The organism is Halorhodospira halochloris (assembly GCF_002356555.2).
In the GTDB taxonomy this organism is placed as follows: domain Bacteria; phylum Pseudomonadota; class Gammaproteobacteria; order Nitrococcales; family Halorhodospiraceae; genus Halorhodospira; species Halorhodospira halochloris.
Genome location: NZ_AP017372.2, coordinates 2562154 through 2581751, shown reverse-complemented (window position 1 = coordinate 2581751; position 19598 = coordinate 2562154). Strand labels below are relative to the sequence as shown.

At 56.6% G+C, this 19598-nt stretch carries 22 protein-coding genes; 3 read left to right on the top strand and 19 right to left on the bottom strand.

Annotated elements, in window-relative coordinates; translation table 11 throughout:
- Nucleotides 1-2: 2 nt before the first annotated feature.
- Entirely contained in the window at nucleotides 3-452 is a 450-nt protein-coding gene (locus HH1059_RS11830; protein WP_096406272.1) for a gamma-glutamylcyclotransferase family protein, read from the bottom strand.
- Nucleotides 453-544: 92 nt separating this feature from the next.
- Here HH1059_RS11830 and HH1059_RS11825 point away from each other — a divergent pair, with 92 nt between their 5' ends.
- The gene (locus HH1059_RS11825) at nucleotides 545-1174 is read left to right on the top strand and encodes a YbhB/YbcL family Raf kinase inhibitor-like protein (RefSeq protein WP_096406270.1); all 630 of its coding nucleotides are present in this window, start codon (nucleotides 545-547) and stop codon (nucleotides 1172-1174) included.
- A 150-nt stretch (nucleotides 1175-1324) separates the two neighbouring features.
- On the opposite strand, the gene HH1059_RS11820 is transcribed toward HH1059_RS11825, so the two are convergent.
- The 8 genes from HH1059_RS11820 to HH1059_RS11785 form a co-directional block, all read right to left on the bottom strand.
- Entirely contained in the window at nucleotides 1325-1714 is a 390-nt protein-coding gene (locus HH1059_RS11820; protein ID WP_096406267.1) for a PilZ domain-containing protein, read from the bottom strand.
- Nucleotides 1715-1802: 88 nt separating this feature from the next.
- Nucleotides 1803-2735, bottom strand: coding sequence for a histone deacetylase family protein (locus HH1059_RS11815; protein WP_420797832.1), 933 nt, complete (start codon nucleotides 2733-2735; stop codon nucleotides 1803-1805).
- Nucleotides 2732-3409 (bottom strand): spermidine synthase, encoded by a 678-nt coding sequence (locus HH1059_RS11810; protein WP_096406265.1) that lies wholly within the window; start codon nucleotides 3407-3409, stop codon nucleotides 2732-2734. Before HH1059_RS11810 ends, HH1059_RS11815 begins: the two co-directional genes overlap by 4 nt.
- A gap of 105 nt (nucleotides 3410-3514) precedes the next feature.
- Nucleotides 3515-4129: a methionine biosynthesis protein MetW gene (metW, locus tag HH1059_RS11805; protein WP_096406262.1), complete on the bottom strand. Its 615-nt coding sequence runs from the start codon at nucleotides 4127-4129 to the stop codon at nucleotides 3515-3517.
- Nucleotides 4126-5274, bottom strand: a complete 1149-nt coding sequence (gene metX, locus HH1059_RS11800) for a homoserine O-succinyltransferase MetX (protein WP_096406260.1) — start codon at nucleotides 5272-5274, stop codon at nucleotides 4126-4128. The genes metW and metX overlap by 4 nt, the downstream gene beginning before the upstream one ends.
- A 138-nt stretch (nucleotides 5275-5412) precedes the next feature.
- Nucleotides 5413-5991, bottom strand: coding sequence for a YggT family protein (locus HH1059_RS11795; protein WP_096406257.1), 579 nt, complete (start codon nucleotides 5989-5991; stop codon nucleotides 5413-5415).
- Nucleotides 5991-6821, bottom strand: coding sequence for a pyrroline-5-carboxylate reductase (gene proC, locus HH1059_RS11790; RefSeq protein WP_096406255.1), 831 nt, complete (start codon nucleotides 6819-6821; stop codon nucleotides 5991-5993). The genes HH1059_RS11795 and proC overlap by 1 nt, the downstream gene beginning before the upstream one ends.
- 13 nt (nucleotides 6822-6834) lie before the next feature.
- Nucleotides 6835-7533: a YggS family pyridoxal phosphate-dependent enzyme gene (locus HH1059_RS11785; RefSeq protein ID WP_096406252.1), complete on the bottom strand. Its 699-nt coding sequence runs from the start codon at nucleotides 7531-7533 to the stop codon at nucleotides 6835-6837.
- 153 nt (nucleotides 7534-7686) lie between these two features.
- Between HH1059_RS11785 and HH1059_RS11780 the strand changes: the two genes are divergently transcribed.
- A complete protein-coding gene (locus HH1059_RS11780) occupies nucleotides 7687-8463 on the top strand; it encodes a lytic transglycosylase domain-containing protein (RefSeq protein ID WP_096406249.1) in 777 nt (258 codons plus the stop codon).
- Between the two features lie 90 nt (nucleotides 8464-8553).
- Here HH1059_RS11780 and trxA read toward each other — a convergent pair whose 3' ends face one another.
- The 9 genes from trxA to gshB form a co-directional block, all read right to left on the bottom strand.
- Nucleotides 8554-9411: a thioredoxin gene (gene trxA, locus HH1059_RS11775; RefSeq protein WP_096406246.1), complete on the bottom strand. Its 858-nt coding sequence runs from the start codon at nucleotides 9409-9411 to the stop codon at nucleotides 8554-8556.
- Nucleotides 9412-9459: 48 nt separating this feature from the next.
- On the bottom strand, nucleotides 9460-10746 hold the full coding sequence (locus tag HH1059_RS11770) for a dihydroorotase (RefSeq protein ID WP_096406244.1): 1287 nt from the start codon (nucleotides 10744-10746) through the stop codon (nucleotides 9460-9462).
- Entirely contained in the window at nucleotides 10743-11729 is a 987-nt protein-coding gene (locus tag HH1059_RS11765) for an aspartate carbamoyltransferase catalytic subunit (RefSeq protein WP_096406241.1), read from the bottom strand. Before HH1059_RS11765 ends, HH1059_RS11770 begins: the two co-directional genes overlap by 4 nt.
- Nucleotides 11726-12238 carry a bifunctional pyr operon transcriptional regulator/uracil phosphoribosyltransferase PyrR gene (gene pyrR / locus HH1059_RS11760; RefSeq protein WP_096406239.1) on the bottom strand — a complete coding sequence of 171 codons (513 nt, stop codon included), beginning with the start codon at nucleotides 12236-12238 and terminating at the stop codon, nucleotides 11726-11728. Before pyrR ends, HH1059_RS11765 begins: the two co-directional genes overlap by 4 nt.
- Nucleotides 12235-12669: a Holliday junction resolvase RuvX gene (gene ruvX, locus HH1059_RS11755; RefSeq protein WP_096406236.1), complete on the bottom strand. Its 435-nt coding sequence runs from the start codon at nucleotides 12667-12669 to the stop codon at nucleotides 12235-12237. Before ruvX ends, pyrR begins: the two co-directional genes overlap by 4 nt.
- Entirely contained in the window at nucleotides 12662-13246 is a 585-nt protein-coding gene (locus tag HH1059_RS11750; protein ID WP_096406234.1) for a YqgE/AlgH family protein, read from the bottom strand. Before HH1059_RS11750 ends, ruvX begins: the two co-directional genes overlap by 8 nt.
- A 62-nt stretch (nucleotides 13247-13308) precedes the next feature.
- Entirely contained in the window at nucleotides 13309-14193 is an 885-nt protein-coding gene (locus HH1059_RS11745) for an energy transducer TonB (protein ID WP_162549541.1), read from the bottom strand.
- A complete protein-coding gene (locus HH1059_RS11740) occupies nucleotides 14159-15256 on the bottom strand; it encodes an FAD:protein FMN transferase (RefSeq protein ID WP_096406229.1) in 1098 nt (365 codons plus the stop codon). Before HH1059_RS11740 ends, HH1059_RS11745 begins: the two co-directional genes overlap by 35 nt.
- The gene (gshB, locus tag HH1059_RS11735; protein ID WP_096406226.1) at nucleotides 15253-16197 is read right to left on the bottom strand and encodes a glutathione synthase; all 945 of its coding nucleotides are present in this window, start codon (nucleotides 16195-16197) and stop codon (nucleotides 15253-15255) included. Before gshB ends, HH1059_RS11740 begins: the two co-directional genes overlap by 4 nt.
- Before the next feature lie 51 nt (nucleotides 16198-16248).
- On the opposite strand from gshB, the gene HH1059_RS11730 reads away from it, so the two are divergent.
- Nucleotides 16249-18621 carry a FimL-related protein gene (locus tag HH1059_RS11730; protein ID WP_096406223.1) on the top strand — a complete coding sequence of 791 codons (2373 nt, stop codon included), beginning with the start codon at nucleotides 16249-16251 and terminating at the stop codon, nucleotides 18619-18621.
- A 242-nt stretch (nucleotides 18622-18863) separates the two neighbouring features.
- On the opposite strand, the gene HH1059_RS11725 is transcribed toward HH1059_RS11730, so the two are convergent.
- Nucleotides 18864-19586, bottom strand: a complete 723-nt coding sequence (locus tag HH1059_RS11725) for a 16S rRNA (uracil(1498)-N(3))-methyltransferase (protein WP_096406221.1) — start codon at nucleotides 19584-19586, stop codon at nucleotides 18864-18866.
- Between the last annotated feature and the right edge of the window lie 12 nt (nucleotides 19587-19598).

The window sequence follows — 19598 nt, the reverse complement described above, 5'->3', positions numbered from 1 at the left end:
GCCTATCTTTTTGTTCCTGCCTTGCGCTTGGTGTGACTTAGCCAGTCACCATCTTCTATACGGTGGGCATAAGGTGGCACCTTATTTATCCAGTATATGTAGCAGGTGATGGGCTCTTCTGAGGCGCTATTTGGGGTTACTGCAACCTTTTCACGGCGAAACAGACCGGCCTTGGGGTGGTTTATATCAGCGTCTTCGTAGGCGTCGAGGACCTTGAAGACGCGGCGCGAGTCGATTATCTCGAGGATTTGGCCCCTAACCCAATGCTGTTGTTGCTCTTTTCCGGCAAGCAAGGGCACAGCGCCGGGAAAAGCGCCTAGATCGTAGAGGCGGCCAGGTACACAAGCATCGTCGATCTTATCAGTATAGCGCGTGATTGCTGCTTGCACCTGTGGATCTTGAGGGTTGTCGAGGATGGTGCCGTAGGCAAAGAGTCGATCCCGTGTGGTCATGGTCCGCCCCTCAGGTAAAGCAGTACAATATATCTGTGGATAAATCAACGCTATAGTCGGTAAATGATACACATGCTTGAGGAGGTAGACCAATGCGAATCTTGAGTAACTCGCTTGTTGATGGTCAGCCAATCGCGCAGAAGTATGCCTTTGGTGTCCCGGACGAAGAGAATCATATGGCCTTCGGGCCCAATAAAAGCCCGCACATTGCTTGGCAGGATTTGCCAGCCGGAACAAAGTCACTGGTCATAATCTGCCATGATCCTGATGCGCCCAGTAGTGCTGAAGATGTCAATCGTGAGGACAAAGAGGTCCCTGCCGATTTGCCGCGCGTCGATTTTTATCACTGGTTACTAGTCGATATTGACCCGCAGCTCGGTGAGTTGGCCGAGGGGGCGTATGCTGATGGCGTAGTGCCAGGCGGGAAGCGCGATACCAATGCGCCTAATGGAGCTCGGCAGGGGGTGAATGACTATACCGATTTTCTCGCCGGCAGCGAGGAATTAAGCGGCGTCTACTACGGCTATGATGGTCCCTGTCCGCCTTGGAATGACTCCATAGCCCACCGCTACGTCTTTACGCTCTATGCCTTGGATGTTGAACGAGCACCGGTTGAGGAGGGTTTTCGCGGTGCTGAACTGTTAGGAGCTATTCGAGGCCATATTCTGGCACAGGATTGCATAACCACCACTTACAGCCTTAATCCAAGGGTTCCGGCTTGAATTGACGCAGTGTCTCCGCGAACCTCTTTCATCATCGCGGCCCCGTTGTGGAGGGGCCGCGAGTGGTCCGCGCAGTGATCACGAGGCGCAGGGGAGCGCAGATGAGACAAGTGAGGCCTTTGCAATGCCTTAAGACCTGAAAATCCGCTTTCAGTCGCCACCATGGCCGAGTCTGTGCAGGATTTCTTCGATATGCTGCTGCATCTGCTCGTCAATGCTGAGAAATCTCATGCCCGTGGCAAAATAAGAAGGGTTTACATCCTGGGCTGACCAGCGCACCTCGGCATCGACAGTTAGTCCAATTTCGCCAGCTAGCCTGCTGCCCTTTTCTCCCTCTATCCTCACGCGCAACTGTTCGCCTATGGCTTGGCGCTGGTGGCCGACTATAAGCAGGCCGCCTAGGGATAAATCAGCCAAAACCCCCATCCTCTCCCCGCTGACCGCGTTGAATACCGGCAAGTAGTAGAGCAGGTGAGACCGTTTCCCGGTGCGCCGGAATCGCTCTAGCTTGGGTTTGTAGCGGCCACTCTGCTTACTCATTTAGCTGTTCCTTAAGTTATCCGTCACACTAGTTCTGCAGTTTGCTTGGTGCTAGTTTGGCCAGACGCAGTTATCGCAACGCGCCACTCTACATCATTAATGCCTCGACATGAGCGGCTGCACAGCGTCCAACGCTGGACAGGTTATAGCCTCCTTCAAGCACAGAGACAACCCTACCGTTGCAGTGCTGGCGAGCAATGGCGACAAGTTCACGCGTTGCCCATGAAAAATCGGTCTCATCGAGGCGCAGCGTAGCAAGGGGGTCAGAGCGGTGACCGTCAAAGCCCGCCGATATGAGGATCAGCTCCGGCTCAAGTTGGTCAATCGCCGGGAGTATCGAGCCGGAAAAGATCTCCCGAAAGCGCTCAGAACCATCTCCATCGGCCAATGTAGCGTTGATAATGTTCTTGGGAGAGTCCTGGGAAGGAACGCCGGTGCCTGGAAACAGGGGGTGCTGGTGGGTGGAAAAGTAGTTAAAGCGCGACCTTCCCCGGCTTATCTGCTCGGTGCCATTGCCGTGGTGCACATCAAAATCTACCATAGCAACCCGTTCCAGGCCGTATTGCCCAACTGCATGGGCAGCGCCAACCGCGACATTATTAAAAAAGCAAAAGCCCATCGCCCTATCCGCCTCGGCATGGTGGCCAGGCGGGCGTACGGCACAAAAGGCGCGCTGGGCTTTGCCTTGAAAGACGCCGTCAATGGCGTGACAGACGCTGCCGGCTGCACGCAGTGCTGCCTCGCCACTGTGCGGGCTGAGTAGCGTATCCGGGTCTATATGGGTATACCCGGAATCGGGAACACTAGCCAGGATTTCGGCCACGTAATCCGGATCGTGGGCGCCTTCAAGTTGCTCGCGAGTCGCCATCGGCGCTTCTTCGCGGATCAGAAACTCGAAAATGGGGTCCTCCAGCGCAGCAATGATGGTACGCAGGCGGGCAGCGCTTTCCGGGTGGCCGCTGCTGGTGTCGTGCTCGAGACATGCTGGGTGGGTTACAAGCCAAGTACTCACAGCTATCACTTTCCTACTTTTGCCCAGGCGAACACCCAGGGTACATCGAAAGAGGGTATCTCTGCCTCCCAGTCGCCCCATTCTGGGAAGGTTGCAGCTAAACCGGCACGGATCTCTTCTCGCAGGCCCGGTTCATTCGCACCACAACATTGCATGCTCATCACCCCTCCGGGGCGGAGGCGTCGGCGGACCTTGGCAAAGATTTCGCAAATGTAATCCGTTCTGGGTTGATCAACTCGAATCGGGTCCATGGTCAGATCATATACTATACCGTCCCAGGTGTCCGGCGCGTCGAGGAAGGCAAAGGCATCTCCGACGATTACCTCTGCACCGTCGCGCTCGAAGGCGTCGCCACACAGGTTGGGCAGGTATTGTTTAGCGAGTTCGATTACTTCGCCATCAATATCTACTAATACAGCTCGTTGTGCCCCGGCATCGAGAAGACCTCGCAGCACGCCGCCATCTCCACCGCCGAGAATGAGCGATTCGGCATAGGAGTCGTTATCCACTAGTGGCGAGATGATTGCCTGATTGTAGGGTGTGTCGGCATCGGCAATTTGCAAATCGTCATCAAGATAGAGGAGGTGGCCAACGCTCGGATCGTAGGCGATAACGATATTTTGGTAGGCAGAGCTGCGCCTTTCCACCACCTCCTGGTTATAGCGAACGTATTCCGGCTGCATAGACGGCTCCGGTTGGTAAAGTAGGTCGACCCCAAGTCTGGTTAAGTCGATTTTGCTGCGATTACAGTGATACGCGCAACTTGAATGTTGGCAACTGGTTCGATTTTATCGCGACTGGCTGCCACGTACGAAACGGTAAATCGCCACCTCGGCGAGGAGATTAGGTGAGAGATTGAGCAGCGGGTTGGATCGGTGGGCGCGATCCAGTGTGCGACGCTCGAGAATCTCTATCCCCATGCTCGAACACAAGCGTTCGAAGTCACGGAGTGTGCATAGATGGATATTGGGCGAGTTATACCAAGCATTAGGTAGAGCCGGGCTGCGCGGCATTCGGCCACGCAAGAGCAACTGCATGCGCAGCCGCCAGTAGCCGATGTTGGGGAAGGTGACTATGCCGTGGCGGCCGACCCGAAGCAGGTCTTCAAGCAGTTTGTCGGGGTAGCGAACAGCTTGGATGGTCTGACTCATGATCACATGATCGAAGCTATCGCGGTGAAAATCCGCCAAACCTTCGTCTAAGTCGGCGCGTACCACGTTAACGCCGCGATCCATGCACCTGGTAACCTTGCGTGGATCGATTTCCAGGCCGTAAGCGGTCACTCCTTTACGTTGCACTAGATACTGCAGCAGTGTTCCGTCCCCACAGCCCAGATCGAGGACTCGCGAGCCGGGTTCTATCCAATCGGCAACTATCTCTAGCTCTCGCCGGAGCGGATTCATATCTCTACCTCCCGGGCAACATTACCCATGTAGGCAGAAAAGGCCTCAAGGTATCTGGGGATCGGCATCAAGAAGGCATCGTGACCTTGGGTGGCCTCTATCTCCATGTAGCTCACGGGTTTCTCTTTCTGCAACAGGGCGCGGAGTATCTCGCGGGAGCGGGAAGGGGCAAATCGCCAGTCGCTAGAGAATGACAGCAGCAATGTGGAACATTGTATCGGCTCAATTGCAGCGGAAAAGTCATCACTGTGCTCTGCGGCGGGATCAAAGTAGTCGAGGGCCTTGGTCATGAGCAGGTAAGTATTGGCATCAAAGTCCTGAACGAAGCGTTGCCCTTGATAACGGAGATAGCTCTCGACCTCAAAATCGACTTCATCAAAATCGAAACTCATGCTGCCGCGCAGATCACGGCCAAACTTGGCCCGCATCGCATCGTCGGAGAGGTAGGTGATATGGCCGAGCATCCTCGCCACAGCCAAGCCACGCCGTGGCGATACACCGTAATCGTAATAGCGCCCACCGTGGAATTCGGGATCACCCATAATAGCTTGTCGGGCGACCTCGTTGAAGCCGATATTCTGCGCCGATAAGCGCGGAGCCGCTGCGATAACGATAGCGTGACGCAAGCGCTCGGGGTGATCTATGGCCCATTGCAGTGCCTGCATGCCGCCGAGGCTGCCGCCTGCCACTGCTGCCCACTGCTTGATGCCGAGTTGGTCAGCAAGGCTTGCTTGGCTTCGCACCCAGTCGCGGACGGTAACTACCGGGAATTGGTCGCCATACGGCTTATTAGTGTGCGGATTGATGCTCGCTGGCCCGGTCGAGCCGTGGCAGCCGCCAAGGTTGTTGCTGCAGACTACGAAGAAGCGGTTGGTGTCGAGGGGTTTGCCGGGGCCAATGCATGTCTCCCACCAACCTGGCTTGCGGTCATGCTCTGAATGGTAGCCGGCCGCGTGGTGGTTGCCGGACAGTGCGTGACAGACCAGGATGGCGTTGCTGGCATCACGGTTTAGTTCACCGTATGTCTCGTAAACCAACTCATAGCGGGGTAGCTCGCGACCGCAGTCGAGGGCGAGCGGCTCTTCGAACACCGCTTTGTGCTGAGTAACAAGACCTACGGAATCGATCGGCGGGCTTCTGACCATAGACAAATAATAACTCGCGGACACAAGCGTTGCAGTTTATCGAGCCTAGGCGTGGCAGGACAAGCCGTCAGATGGATTAAGATACCCGCCAGGCCAGCCAGATAGCCCGACGGGTTTGCAAAATGCCCTTTTCGTTGCCTAGATAGGAACAGGCACTTGGCCGCGCAGCGGGTATACCAACATCATCCGGGCTACATGGATAAGGATAAGCGCCACTAGTGGCGACAAATCAAGTCCCCCCATGTCCGGCAGCAGTGAACGTATAGGGCGCAGCACTGGGTTGGTTAATTGATAAAGGAGGTTGAGGCCTGGATGGCTCGCGGTTGGGTTGACCCAGCTTATGATGACCCCAACAAGAATAAGAATTGTATATAAGTTTAGTAGCAGCCCTAGTATTCGGCTAATCGATTCCAGCAACAAAGGCATCATGGCCGGCTGCTGGCCAAAATAGAGCCAGGAGACTATGGAGATAGCTGCCACCTGTAACGCTAGCATTAGCACAATGGCAGCAAGGTCAATGCCGTACACCGAGGGGATAACCCGCCGCAGTGGGTTAAGTGTCGGGGACGTGGCGCGGACTAGAAACTGCGATATCGGATTGAAAAAGTCCGCTCTTACCGCTTGTAACAAGAAACGCAGCATCACCGCCAATATGTATAGATAGAAGGCGGTGCCGATAAGAAAGATCAGTGGGTCAGTAAAGTAACTCGATCCCATTATTGTTCCCCAAGCAGGTTGCCTAACTCTTCAGCGCGGTCTGCGGCCGCTTTTACGGCCTTGCCTATCGCTGTGTGAAAATCGTGATCATTGAGTACGTTTAGGGCGCTTTCGGTAGTGCCTCCAGGCGAGGTGACACGTTGACGCAATTGGCCAGGTGAGTCCTCTGATTCCAATGCCATTCTTGCTGCCCCAGTAGCGGTTTCCAGGACCAATAGACGCGCCCGCTCGCGATCAAGCCCCTGTTCTGCCGCTGCATCTTCCAATGCCTCCATGAGCAGAAAGAAGTAAGCAGGTCCACTACCGGAGGTTGCTGTAACGATATCCATATCCTCTTCAACGTCAAGCCACAGAGTTTGGCCGACAGCGCGCATTAGCGATTCGGCGAGATCTTGTTGAGCTTTATTGACTTGGGCGTTGGCGAGTAGCGCCGTGGCTCCGCTGCGCACTAAAGATGGTGTATTGGGCATAGTGCGAACCACTGCAACGCCTTCACCTAGCCAGCGCTCTATGTCCTGCATGCGCACACCGGCAGCAACTGAAATGGTCAGTGACTGCTGCTTGTGTATCAATCCACTGAGTTCTTCAGCAACGCTACGCACTATTGGTGGCTTGACAGCCAGGATAACCGCCGCTGCATCAGTGGCGGCATCGGTGTTGCTCGCGGAGGGAACAATACCCAGTTCACTGGCTAGCATGTCCCGGCGCTCTGCGTTAGGTTCGGCGATGCGGATCTGATCGCTCGGGTAGCCATCTGCTAAAAGACCGCCGATCAGCGAGCGGGCCATATTGCCGCCGCCAATAAAGGCTAATTGAGCGTTGCTGGGCATACTCTACCTCCTGTCAATTGTTGCGTGGCCCGAAGATTGCAGTGCCGACACGGACATAATTAGCTCCCTCGGCGATTGCCGCATCAAGATCGAGCGACATACCCATGGATAGGGTGTCCATTCTAAACCCTTCATCCTGAAGCTGCTCATAAAGCTTGCGCAGCTTGGCAAATGAGCGGCGCTGCTCAGTGCAATCAGTGCTTGGCTCAGGTATAGCCATCAGGCCGCGCAGACGTACCCCAGGCAAATCGGCCGTCGCGGCTGCAAGTGGTAAGACTTCCTCAGGTGAACAGCCAGCTTTCTGGGTTTCTTCGCTAATGTTCACCTGTAGACATATATTAATTGGCGGTAAGGCGTCAGGGCGTTGATCGCTAAGGCGCTGAGCTATTTTGGCTCGGTCGATGGTGTGCACCCAGTCGAAGGTTGTGGCGGCCGCTCGGGTTTTATTCGACTGTAGGCTGCCGACCAAGTGCCACTCGATATCGCTGCTGGCAAATGTTGATTGTTTTTCTGCTGCCTCTTGCAGGTAATTCTCGCCGAAGGCTAGTTGGCCGGCTTGATAGGCTGCCCGTATTGCCTCAACGGGTTGCCTTTTGCTTACTGCCAGCAAACTGACGCTGTTGGGTGTACGACCGTATGCCACTTCCGCGGAGCGGATACGTTCGATTACCCTCTCAAGGTTGGTTGCTATGTCTGGGTTGGGGGCATTCATTGCATCACATCCTGAGAGCTTAGTACGGATAATAATACGAGTTAAGACGCGTTGCGTCGAATCGCCCTCAAGCAGATTGCTATGGCTGCGAACCCCGAAATTCCGTGCTAAGATTATGGTTGTTTTTGGTGTGCAAGGGTACAGGTAGAGTGTATGCGGGTACTTTTAAGCGCTGCGTGGTCGGTGGCAAGCTTGGTGGCGGTTGTGGTTGTGGTGCACCATAACGAGGCTTGGCCCGCGCATCTTCCCGCGCAAATCAAGGGAGCTGCTTGGGAGCAAGGGGTGGATGAGCAGCTGCAGGACGCAGCATCAATGCCACAGGCAACCCCGGCTGTTATCGAAATCCTGACAGCAGGGGATGATGCCGATCCCGCTCTGCGGGTCGACTCAAATCGAGTTATCTCCATGCAGCGGCTTGAGGAGATAATTGCCGAGGCAGCGGAGTCGACTGGACTAGATATAGACCTTATTCGAGCTGTAGTGCGCACCGAAAGCGATTTCCGCCCCAGCGTTGTTAGTTCCGCTGGGGCTGTAGGATTGATGCAGGTTAGGCCGGTTGCAGCAGTAGATACTGCTAGCCGAATGTCCGGCCACAAGTCTGAATGGGCGAAACGTTTTGCTGAGAGAGATATAGCCGACATCAATCACGAGGATCTGCTCGACCCCCAGGTAAATGTCTTGTTGGGTAGCCACTATCTGGCTCATTTGCGGGAGCGCTACTCAAGTTACGGAGAGCCGATGGCGCTCTGGCTAGCCTTGGCTGCATATAACTGGGGCCCCGGCAATGTGTATCGCCATATCACCTCAAATCCACACATGAACAACCTGAATGATCTGCGCTGGCTGCTTAATCGGCGCGCCCCCTATGAAACCAGGGCTTTTATCCATAGGGTGCTTGAGCGCAGCAATATGAGGCTTGAAACCGCCTAGCATCCTCGCGGCGGTTTCCAGCTATCACTGCTAGCTATAACTACTCGTGTTTCGGGCTGCTGCGTGAGTAGCTGTTATAAGCTGCCGCTATCAGTGCAAAAGTTGAAAAAGTCTCTGCCGGTAGCGACGAGCCTCTGGGTGCTCAGGCCCGAGTATAGCTAGTACCTTGAGCATTGCCTGATGGGCATCCTCTTTATGATCTCCGCCCTGCTGCAAAACCTCTAGCAAGTGCTCAAGTGCCTCAACTTCACCGCCTGCAACGACCAGCCGCATAGCCAGGTTGATCTTGGCCAAGTGGTTACCCGGGCTTTCGGCTACTTGCTTTTCCAATTCCTCTAGGGGAGGTAAATCCTTAACCTGTTCGGCTAGCTCTTTGCGTTTTAGGATCGCCTGGGCGCGGGCGTCCTGGAGATCGTTGGGGGAGAGTCCATCTACTAACTGGAACGCTTCCTCTGTTTCGCCACTGTGCATCAGTGCTTTGGCAAGCTCCAGGGTGCTGTCAACATCCTGACGCTGCTGGTGGGCTTGGCGCAAATAGGGCAGCGCCTCTGCAGATCTGCCGGCAGCCAATAACTCCTTGGCTTGTTCCATAGGGTCGGCGGCCGGCGCTTCAACGTATTGCTCTAGCCACTTACGCAGTTCACCTTCAGGCACTGCACCCATAAATTGATCCACCGGCTGACCGTCCTTGATCAATAGTGCTGTGGGCAGACTCTGTACCCCAACTTGCATGGCGAGTTGCTGTTCCTGATCGCAGTCTACTTTGGCAACTCGGAAGCCGCCGCGGAACTCATCGGCTAATTTTTCTAATGTCGGGCCAAGCGATTTGCAAGGCTCGCACCATTGGGCCCAAAAGTAGAGCAGAACAGGTTGTTGCAAAGATGCATCAATGGCCTGCTCTTTGAAATTGTCTGCCGTTATATCAATAACATAAGGGGAATCGCTCAAGGCTACCTCCGGCTTTCAATTGCCTTATAAGTCCAAAATATATTTGACCTAGTCGCTAGGGCGCCGATATACAACGCGCCCGTCGACGATGGTTGTTGTAGCGGCGCCAGTTAACTCCCAGTTCGCAAAAGGGGTATTTTTGCCGCGGCTGTGCATGGTCTCAGGCTTAATTTGCCAGGCCAGTTTAGGATCGATAATGCAGATGTCCGCAGGCGATCCCATCTGCAGCGAGCCCACGTTAAGGCCGAGGGCTTTAGCTGGTCCGCTGGTGATACGCTCGAATGCCTGCTTAAGAGTTAGCAATCCCTCATCTACAAGACGGAGGGTGAGGGCCAAGAATGTATCAAGACTGCTAATGCCCGGTTCGCAAGCATCGAAGGTGCCGGCCTTGGCGTCAGGATCATGGGGCTGGTGATCTGAGCACAGGCAGCCGATTACCCCGGTCGAGACCAGCTGGCGTAAAACCTCTCGGTCGCCGGTGGTGCGCGCCGGCGGGCAGGTATGGGCGAGACTGTTATACCCAGCGCAGTCGTGCTCTGTGAGGTAGAGCTGGTGGATGGCGGTATCGGCGGTGATAGGCAATCCCCTTTGTTGCGCAGCAGCTACCATTTCCGCCCCCCGGGCGCTAGATAGGCGGCCGACATGGATTGCCACTCCACGCTCCTCGGCTATAGCAATAAGCCGTCCTAAGGCCGCTGTCTCGGTGGCTGTCGATTGTCCGGCTAGGCCGAGGCGATTAGCAATGGCGCCTTCATGTGTGGCCCCACCGGCTGCGAGATAGGGGTCTTCAGGGGTTAGCATTACCGGTATAGCGAAGGTTGCTGCGTAGTCCAGCGCCCTTTGTAGCACCAAAGTGTTGTGCAGCGGTCGACCGCCATCTGCCAGGGCGGGGCAGCCAGCATCGCGCAGAGCCGCCATTTCACTTAGCTGCTCGCCTTTTAACCCCTTGGTCAGAGCGCCAACTGGTAGGATTCGGGTCGCGGCTGCTTCATTGCAGCGGCTATGGATAAGTTCAACCACCGAAGGGGTATCCGTTATGGGCTGAGTGTCCGGAGGCTGAAGCAAGGTCGTAATGCCCCCTGCGGCAGCGGCTTGCGACTCCGAGATTATACCACCCTTGCTGGTACTGCCCGGTTCGCGCAGCCGAGCAGCAATGTCAACCAAGCCGGGAGCGACTAGCTTGCCGGTGGCATCGATAACCTGGTCAGCAGAGAAGCCGTCAGGTGCATCACCATGGGCAAGGACTATGCCGTCGGCGACATAGAGGTCGCTTGGCTGTTCCAAGTTGGCGGCCGGATCGACAATGGTTCCACCGGTTATGCGTAGCCGGCTCAACTGCTTACCTCCTCGTTCCTTATGGCAGCCTCATCACTGTGTCCCCCGATCACCATGGACATAACCGCCATGCGTACTGCTATACCATTGGTTACCTGGCGCAGGATGACCGAGCGCGGCCCATCGGCGACTCTGGGGTCGAGCTCTACTCCGCGGTTTACTGGCCCTGGGTGCATGACGATGGCTTGTGGGCTAGTGCGCTCAAGGCGCTTTTCGGTCAAGCCGTAGCGCTTGAAAAACTCGCTCTCACTGGGCAGCAAAGCGCCACTCATGCGCTCACGCTGCAGCCTGAGCATTATTACTACGTCAGCCCCTTCAAGCCCAGCATCCATATCCTCAAAGACCTTCACCGGCAGGCCGTCAAAACAACGCGGCAACAAGGTACGTGGGGCGATAAGACGTACTTCGCCGGCACCTAGCCCGAGAAATGCGTGCACCTCGGAGCGGGCGACTCGCGAGTGGAGTATGTCGCCAACTATGGCGATCGTCAGAGGCTCCAGGGGGCCCTTTTCGCTGCGGATGGTAAAGGCATCAAGAAGTGCCTGGGTGGGATGGGCATGGCGACCATCGCCAGCATTTATTATGGCGACACCAGGTCTGACGTGCCGAGCTATAAGTTCCGCGGCACCGCTGTCGGCGTGGCGCACTACAAAGGCATCACACTGCATGGCCTCGAGGTTATGGAGCATGTCGAGCAAGCTCTCCCCCTTGCTCGCCGAAGAGGTAGCAACATCGATGTTGAGGACATCGGCGGAGAGGCGTTGGGCTGCTAACTCAAAGGTCGTGCGGGTTCGAGTGCTAGGCTCAAAAAAAAGGTTCATTATGGTTCTGCCGCGCAGCAGTGGAACCTTTTTGACTGACTTGCCGATAACTCCAGAAAAGGACTCAGCGGTATCCAATATGCGCGTTAATAGTTCCCGCGGTAGACCCTCGGTGGTCAATAGGTGGCGCAGCCGGCCTTGAGAGTCGAGCTGTAAGCTCACGCCGCCTCCTGTTCGCGAATCAGCCGCAGCGGCTCCGGTCCTAGTAACCTGAGCCTGTGCCCTGCTGGCAGTTCCAGAGTTGTGGCGGCTATGTCGGGTTGGATTGGTAACTCCCGCCCGCTGCGGTCGACCAAAGTTGCTAGGAGAACTCGCGCTGGACGGCCATAGTCAAAGAGCGCGTTAAGGGCAGCGCGACTGGTCCGGCCGGTGTGAATGACATCGTCGATTAGCAGGACCACCCTGTTATCCACGCTAGCCGGTACTTCAGAGGTCTGCACCGCTGCTTTAAGGCCTGATGTGGCGTGGTCGTCACGATGAAAGGCTACTTCTAAAGTGCCGACAGGCGATGGTGTTTGCAGTCTGCGCTGCAACTCACGAGCTACCCAGACGCCGCCGGTATGAATGCCTACCAGGATGGGTTCGGTTGCTCCATAGTGGTTGAGCAAACGCTCTGCCTGCTCAGTCAGGCAGTCGAGCAATGCGCCGACTTCTAACTGTGGTTCAGTCATGCCGCCCCTTGTGCGAAATAGGTTTCAAGTATCACCGCAGCTGCTTCGCTATGAACGCTATTTAGGTTGAATTTGTGGCCGCGCGCCCGCAGCCTCTGCTCGGCCTCGTGGGATGATAGGCGCTCATCAATAGTCTTAACCACTATCCCAAATCTACCGTGCAGGCGGTTAGCGAAGCGCTCTGCCGCAGCCGTGCTAGTTGCCGCGCTGTCGTCGGCGTGTTTAGGCACTCCTACGACAGCCAAGCTAGGCTGCCACTGCTCGATTAAGTCTTTAACCTTGCCCCAGTCCGGTTGGCCGTGCTGAGCAGAGAGTACGGCAACAGGCTTGGCGCTCCCCAAGAGAGCCTCGCCTACAGCCACCCCAATGTGCTTCTCGCCAGGATCAAAGCCAAGCACTGTAGCCCCATCAGGGTCGCGCTCATTAGGCATGCCCGCTCTCCGAGGAGAGGAGCGAGATGTCTATTCCCATGTTCGCCGCAGCTGCGTACCAGCGCCGAGAAGTGTCCGTCTCGAAGATTACTTTGCTATCAATTGGCCCCGATAGCCAAGCATTCTGCGCCAATTCCTCTTCGAGCTGACCTGACCCCCAACCTGCGTAACCAAGAGCCACCAGAGACTGTTCTGGTCCTTCGCCACGGGCCAAGGCGGCTAAGATATCGCGCGAGGTAGTGATGGCAACCTCGGGCGAGATGCGGGCTGTTGCATCCCAGTTGTTGTCATCGGGTGGGTGGATGACAAACCCCCGGTCGCGTTGGACCGGGCCACCGGCATAGACAATCTGTTCGCGGGGGCTGTTTTCGCTCGCCTCCAGCTCCAGGTGCTCAAAGAGGTCACAGAGTTTGACCTCAGTTGGACGGTTGATTATTAAGCCCATTGCACCAGCGGCGCTATGCTCGCAAAGCAGGGTTACTGTGTGAGCAAAGTTGGGGTCAGCAAGATTGGGCATGGCGATCAAAAAGTGATTCGCCAGGCACGCGCTCTCTTCTGTTGCCAGCTTTCCAGTCATGTACCTAGTATCGACTAATTGCAGCGGTGCATACAAGGGTTGACTCTAGACAGCGCAAACCTTCAATGGGTTTCCAGCTGTTTACCGTCTATAAACTCCCATGTGCGAGTTATCACTAGCTTGTCATGGCCGTTGAGGACTTCATCTGGGACCTCTGCGAATGGCTCGCCAAGTTCGACAATCCGCACAGCCGCCTCATCAAGGATGCGATATTGGGATGGTTGGATTATCCGCACGTCATCTACCGAGCCGTCTGGCTGTAAAGTAACCTCTAGTATGAGCTGGCCCGAAAGGCCCCGGCGGCGAGCCTCGTTAGGGTAGTTTAGGTTGCCAACCCCCTCAACCTTGCGGGTCCACTCTTCCATATATGCGGCAGCCTCATGAGCCTGGGTGCGGGCGTTAAGAAATCGCTTCGAAGGCTCCCGCGGTTGGCTGAGGCGCTGCTGTAGCTGTGCAAATTCCGCCGCGGCTGAATCATGCTCACTGTGTTGCTCCTGCTCAGCCGCATCGGCGCTTGGCTCTGCTGTGTCGCTCGGCGCGGGTTGTTCACTGTCTACTGAGGTGATTAGTCGCTCGGCCTGTTCGGTAGCCGGCGAGCCGGCGGCTTCGTCGGCCAGTGCTTCTGCCGGCGGGAGCGGACTGCCGGCTAATGGCGAGGGTATCTGAGGTTGTTCGGCAACACCCCCGCCGTCTTGGTCGATTTCGGCTAGATAGTCTGCATCCTCAGGGGGGGAGTCCGCTTCGACATGGGCAATGGTAACCTCCATCATTGAGTTGTCGGACTCCAGTGGTGCGCTTTCCCAAGTGAGCCCGACGCCGAGTATTACCAGGGCATGAACCGAGACTGCCAGGAACATCGCCATGCCAAGGCGATCATCAATATGTATCCTGCCCCTCTGTGTCACACTGCCCTCACTCTGCAAGGTCATCGACTCGATTGGTTTCAATATCGCGGTGCATCTCCACGCGCTGCTCCATGCTGCTGCTCATCCAAGCCTTACCGTCACTATCTATCAACAACACGTGTTCTATGCCAAGTCGTTCAGCCAAATCTTGCCAGCCTTCCGGGCCAGCGATGAACAAGGCGGTTGCAGCAGCATCGGCCCACACTGGGTCGGTGTCGATTACGGTAACTGAACGGCTGCCCATAGCTGGATAACCAGTGGTTGGGTCCAAGATGTGATGATACAGGCTGTCCTCGTGCTCATAGGCCCGCTCATAATCCCCTGAGGTAAAGATCGCCTCATCGGCAGCTGCCTCCACAGTGGCCAGAATATCTTCGCTGCGCGGATCCTTAACCCCGATTCGCCAGTTACGAGTACTCTCCATTTCGGGGTGCCCCCGAGTGACTAGATCGCCGCCTATATTCACTACTGCAGATTTGACTCCCGCCTCGGTAAGGGCGTTGATGGCTTGCTGGGCTGCGTAGCCTTTGCCTATGGCGCCGAGGTCTAGTTGTACTGCCGTATTTTTAGTAGATACTTCCCTATCTTCAGTGATAACTAGGTCGCTAAGGCGGGGAGACTTTTCTACCCACTCAAGCAGCTTATCCCGATCAGGGGGTTCTTTCAGCGGTCCATCATGGCTAGAGAAAGCCCATAGTTCGGTAAGGCCGCCAATCGCCGGGCTGAATTTGCCGCTGCTGGCCTGCTCAACCTCACGGGCGCGGTTAAGCAATTCTATTAGCTCTGCGCTTACCTTTGTCGACTCGCCCTTGGCCAGGTTTTCATTCAGAGGTCCTAGCTCGGAGCCGAAAGTAGGGTGCCAGGCACCGTGAATCTGATCTATTTGGGCGCGGGCCGCTTGTAAAGCCTGTTGTTGGTCAGCGGCGCCGGGGTCAGTGATCTTAATCTCGACAACTGTGCCGAGCGAAGAAAAGCTCAAACTCTCCGCCTCTTGCGGGCGCTCACAGCTGTTCAAAAGCACCAATCCGCTGAGTATTGCTAGGCCTGTGATAAGGGTTAGGGCCGGCGTATAGGGCGATCTTTTTGGGGGCGTGCGATTGATCATGGGTGCCTCTCCAAGCAGTCAAAGAGCTCCGCAGCTGCATTGACATTGAATATCTTGTCTATTTCGCGAATGCAGGTGGGACTAGTTATGTTGATCTCGGTCAGCTTGTCACCAATCACGTCCAGGCCGGCGAAGCGAATTCCCATATTCAGCAGTCTTGGTGCCAGTTCGGCGCAGAGGGCTCGCTCTTGTGCGGTCACCTCTGCTCCTTCGCCACGCCCACCTGCGGCGAGGTTGCCCCGGGTTTCTCCGGCCGCGGGAATGCGGGCTAGGGCGTAAGGGAAAGGCTTGCCGTCGAAGACCAGGATGCGCTTGTCACCAGCGGTTATTGCCGGCAGATAGGCCTGCGCTAGGGCACAACGAGTGCCTGCGGCAGTAAGCGTCTCTAAAATAACGCTCAGGTTTGCGTCTTCGGGGTCGACAACAAATATTGAAGAGCCACCCATTGCATCGAGGGGCTTCAGAACGGTTTTGCCCTGCTCAGCGACGAATTCGCGGAGCAGGGCGATGTCAGCAGCAATCCGGGTAGGTGGACAGAGGTGAGGCCACCACTGGGCGAGTATTTTTTCGTTGCCCTCACGCAGTGCGCGCGGGCTGTTTATTACTTTGGCGCCGTGCTGCTCGGCTAGAGAGAGTATGTGTGTGGCAGTTACGAAGCGTGCGTCAACTGGTGGGTCCTGACGCATCAGAATCCAGCTCAGTTCGGCGAGGTTGATGTTCCTCGGTTCTGTTAAAGTGAACCAGCTGTTGGCTGAATCTGCCACAGTTATCCGGCGGGCGCAGCCGAATGCCTTGCCGTTGTCGATGAAAAGGTCTGTGGGCTCGAAGTAGACAAGCTCATAGCCGCGGCGCTGGGCCTCGAGAAGGAGCGCCAGGGTCGAGTCCTTGTGGGGCTTGATGTTGGTGATGGGATCCATCACGACGCCGATTTGGGTGGTCATGGTTAGTTATCTCATGGTCAATCAATCCATAACCATCATTGTAACGAACCCATGGAATATAGACAGGCGATGGTAACACCCGCAGCGGCGCATCGAGATCTTATGCGCCTTCTACCGCAGCTGCGTGATGCGGTGGATACGGCTGTTGTGCGCATGCAGCAGGCCGGTGATGACCCACTTGCCTTGGAAGGCGTCCGTGCGGTGTTGCAGCGTTTACAGAGCGGTTTCCGATTTCTGGGCGTTGCCGAGTTAGAGCGCTTTAGTGAAGAGGTCGATGCGGGTTTTGATCGGCTATTGGACGCCTGGGCGGATCCATATGCAGATCCAGAGGATTGTCAAAGGCTGCGCCACAGTCTGCTCCACAGCCTATTGGGTTGGAACGATATCTTGGAGGACGTGGCTGCGGGCCACGACCCGATAAGCGATATAGCTGCTGCGATTGACTCCTTGCGCTGTGCTCGAGGAGCACCACGCTATGACAGCTTAGCCTTGCTGCGCCACTGTGTAGATGCTCAAGCGCCTTACGGCTGGGTGGAGGACCCGAGCGCCCTGGTTGCTCGGGCGCGTTGGCCATATCAAATCGGTTTGCTTGAGCTGTTGCGCGGTAATGAGCACCGCGGTTTGTCTGCTCTGCAAAATATCCTGCTGCCTTTAGAAAGGGCGCTCGGCGATAGCGCGGCAGGAGCTGCCTGTTGGTTGGCTTTGGGGGTTATTGAGGCATTGGCCGAGGGTGGTGCCTTGGAGACGGCAGATAAGCGGTCACTGGTCGCTTTTGACCGCGAACTGCGCAGGTTGGCCCAGGGCGGTAATACCTCTGGACTGCCCGCTTGCTCGCTGCATGAGGTCATGTTCAGCAGGGTACGCGTGGCACCGGTAGTAGTCGGCCGGGTTGCTGAACTAAAGCATTCGTTGATGCGTATGCCGCGAACGGAGCTGGCTCTGCCCGATTCGTCAGGCACTTCAGCAGAGGCAGTTGGTAGACAAATTTTCCTGCCGGCTGATTTGGGCCCTGAAGATGAGCCTTCTGTGGAACTGCAGGAGCTGTTTTACGAGGAAGTCGAACCCGCCCTGGCCCAATTAGGTACGGCCCTCAAGCGCTGGCGTCACGGTGATGTTCAAGCCGGCCTTACGATCCAGCGCATACTCCATAATCTCAAGCGCAGCGCAGGACTTGCCGGCCTCCAGGGGTTTGCCGATCACTGCCGTGAAATCGAACATGAGGTAGCCGCAGCCTTAGCCGATGGCTTTGATCAGCACTCTGCGGAACGCTTGCGCACTAGCCTGGAATCCCTGGCTGAGGAGCTAGACCGGCTGAGACATGCCCTGCATGGCAGTAAAAGTCTGCCGCCAGGGGATGGTGGCGAGCAAGGCCATGCTGGCTCCTGCGAAGCGGTCCCGAGTGAGGAGGTAACGGCAGGGGTTCGCGAGATTCAGCCCCAACTCCTGGGCCTTCTTGGGGCAGTATACGAGCAGTTGCTGGATAGCATTGAACAGGTAGCTGCTGAATATCAGCGCGCTGTGGACTTGGAGGTCGCTGCTGAAGAAGGCCGGTTGTCCACTGCTGCCGTCGTAAATATTTGTAATGTCCTCAAGCCTCTGACCGTCAATGCAGTGATCCACGGCATCGGGTCGGCCCAGCGGCGCCTCCAGCAGGGTAAGTCGGGACGGGGGACGTTGCGGCTACGCGCTTGGCGGGAAGCCAGCGAGCTGCTTATCACGGTCAGTGATGATGGCGGCGGACTCGATTTAACCGGTCTGCAGCGCCTGCTCTCGGATTATGACCCGGAGGAGCCGCTTGCGGAGTTGAGTAATGACGAGGCCCTAAGCCTAATTGCCCTGCCCGGGGTGAGTCTGGCAACAGATCAAGATTACTCAGATTTGCCCGGGGAAGGCATGGGCGAGGCGTTAGAGGCAAGCCGTGAGCTAGACGGCGTACTCGAGCTTGAGACAATACCCGGTAGTGGCACTACGTTTACCTTGCGTCTGCCTGCTATGGAGGTGCTCTCAGGGGATGGCCCTGCTGATGAGCAGGCGAGTGTTGAACCGGAGCGGCAGCGGGCCTTGATAGTTAACGATTCGCGCACCTTGCGGCGGATTACTGCCTATTTAATAGGGTACCAGCGCTTCACCATGCTTGAGGCGAATAGTTTGGCCGAGGCAGTGATGTTGGCACGCAGCCACCAGCCCGACGTGGTAGTTATCGATGTGCAGATGGGCTGGGGTGATGCCGGCCTAGATGCGCTGCGCCGGCTTGAGGAAGAGGCAGGAGTGGCTGTGCAGCAGGTGGTTGCGGTCACCACAGTGGAGCGGGATCGGCAGCGCTTGGAAGAGCGTGGCATGGAGCCTGCCGCCTTATTGATCGAGCCCTATTCACGTGAGCAGTTGGCGGAGGCCATAGAGCGGGCTTTGGTAAAGGCGCAGTAATGGTCGGCATGTGGTGGCATCTTGGGGACGCCTCTAGAGCTTCGCCTGAGCCACATGGTTGCCCCGGTGTGGAGGTCTTGGCGCCAGGGATGGCGCCATGAAGCCTCCAGGGATGGATTCACGGCGTCCTCCACACCGGGGCAACCATGTGGCTCAGGCGAAGCTCTAGAGGATCCTTGAAGGGGCAACTGCATGGCTAAGTTGGTTTTAGGTGATCCTTTAACCCCTCGAGAAGTCTGCCCTTATAGCTCTTCAAAATAGCCTGATACACGGCTCATTGCCGCAATGGTTGCAGTTTCGGAGCGCATAATGCGGGCCCCGGCATAGGCCGCCCGAAAACCTAGCTGCTCTGCTAACTCAATGTCGCTGCCATTGAGCCCGCCTTCCGGGCCGATCAGCAGTGCTGTAGCTTCTGGCTTGAGCTGTGCAGCAAGGGTCTGCTGGGCTTGCTGATTAAGCAGCAGCCGGGAGTTGTAGCCCTCAAGCAGTGGCCAGACCTGCTCAAGCGGGGTCGGCTTGCAGATCCAAGGCAGTCGATTGCGTCCGCACTGTTCACAAGCGCTGGCGGCGACCGCCTGCCAATGCCTCTGGCGCTTCGATGCACGCTTATCATCGTCCAGGCGAACCACACAACGCTGGGTCAGCGTGGGGATGATGGCACTAGCACCGAGCTCGGTGGCCTTCTCAACCGCCGTGTCCATCCGTTCGCCCTTTATAACAGCCTGGAGCACCATAACCGGATAGGGGAGCTCGCGTTCCACCGGTTGGTGATCGCCTACCTGGGCCGTTATCTGCCGCCGCTGAACACTTGTCAGCAGGCTGGGATACTCGCCGCCCTCGCCGGTAAATAGGGTCACTGCATCACCGCTGCTCAACCGCCGCGCCTTGACATGAGCGGCGGGGTTGGGCGGCAATTCGATCTCCTCACCAGGGGTGAGCGACTGCTGAACGTATAGGCGAACCATAAAAACTCCACC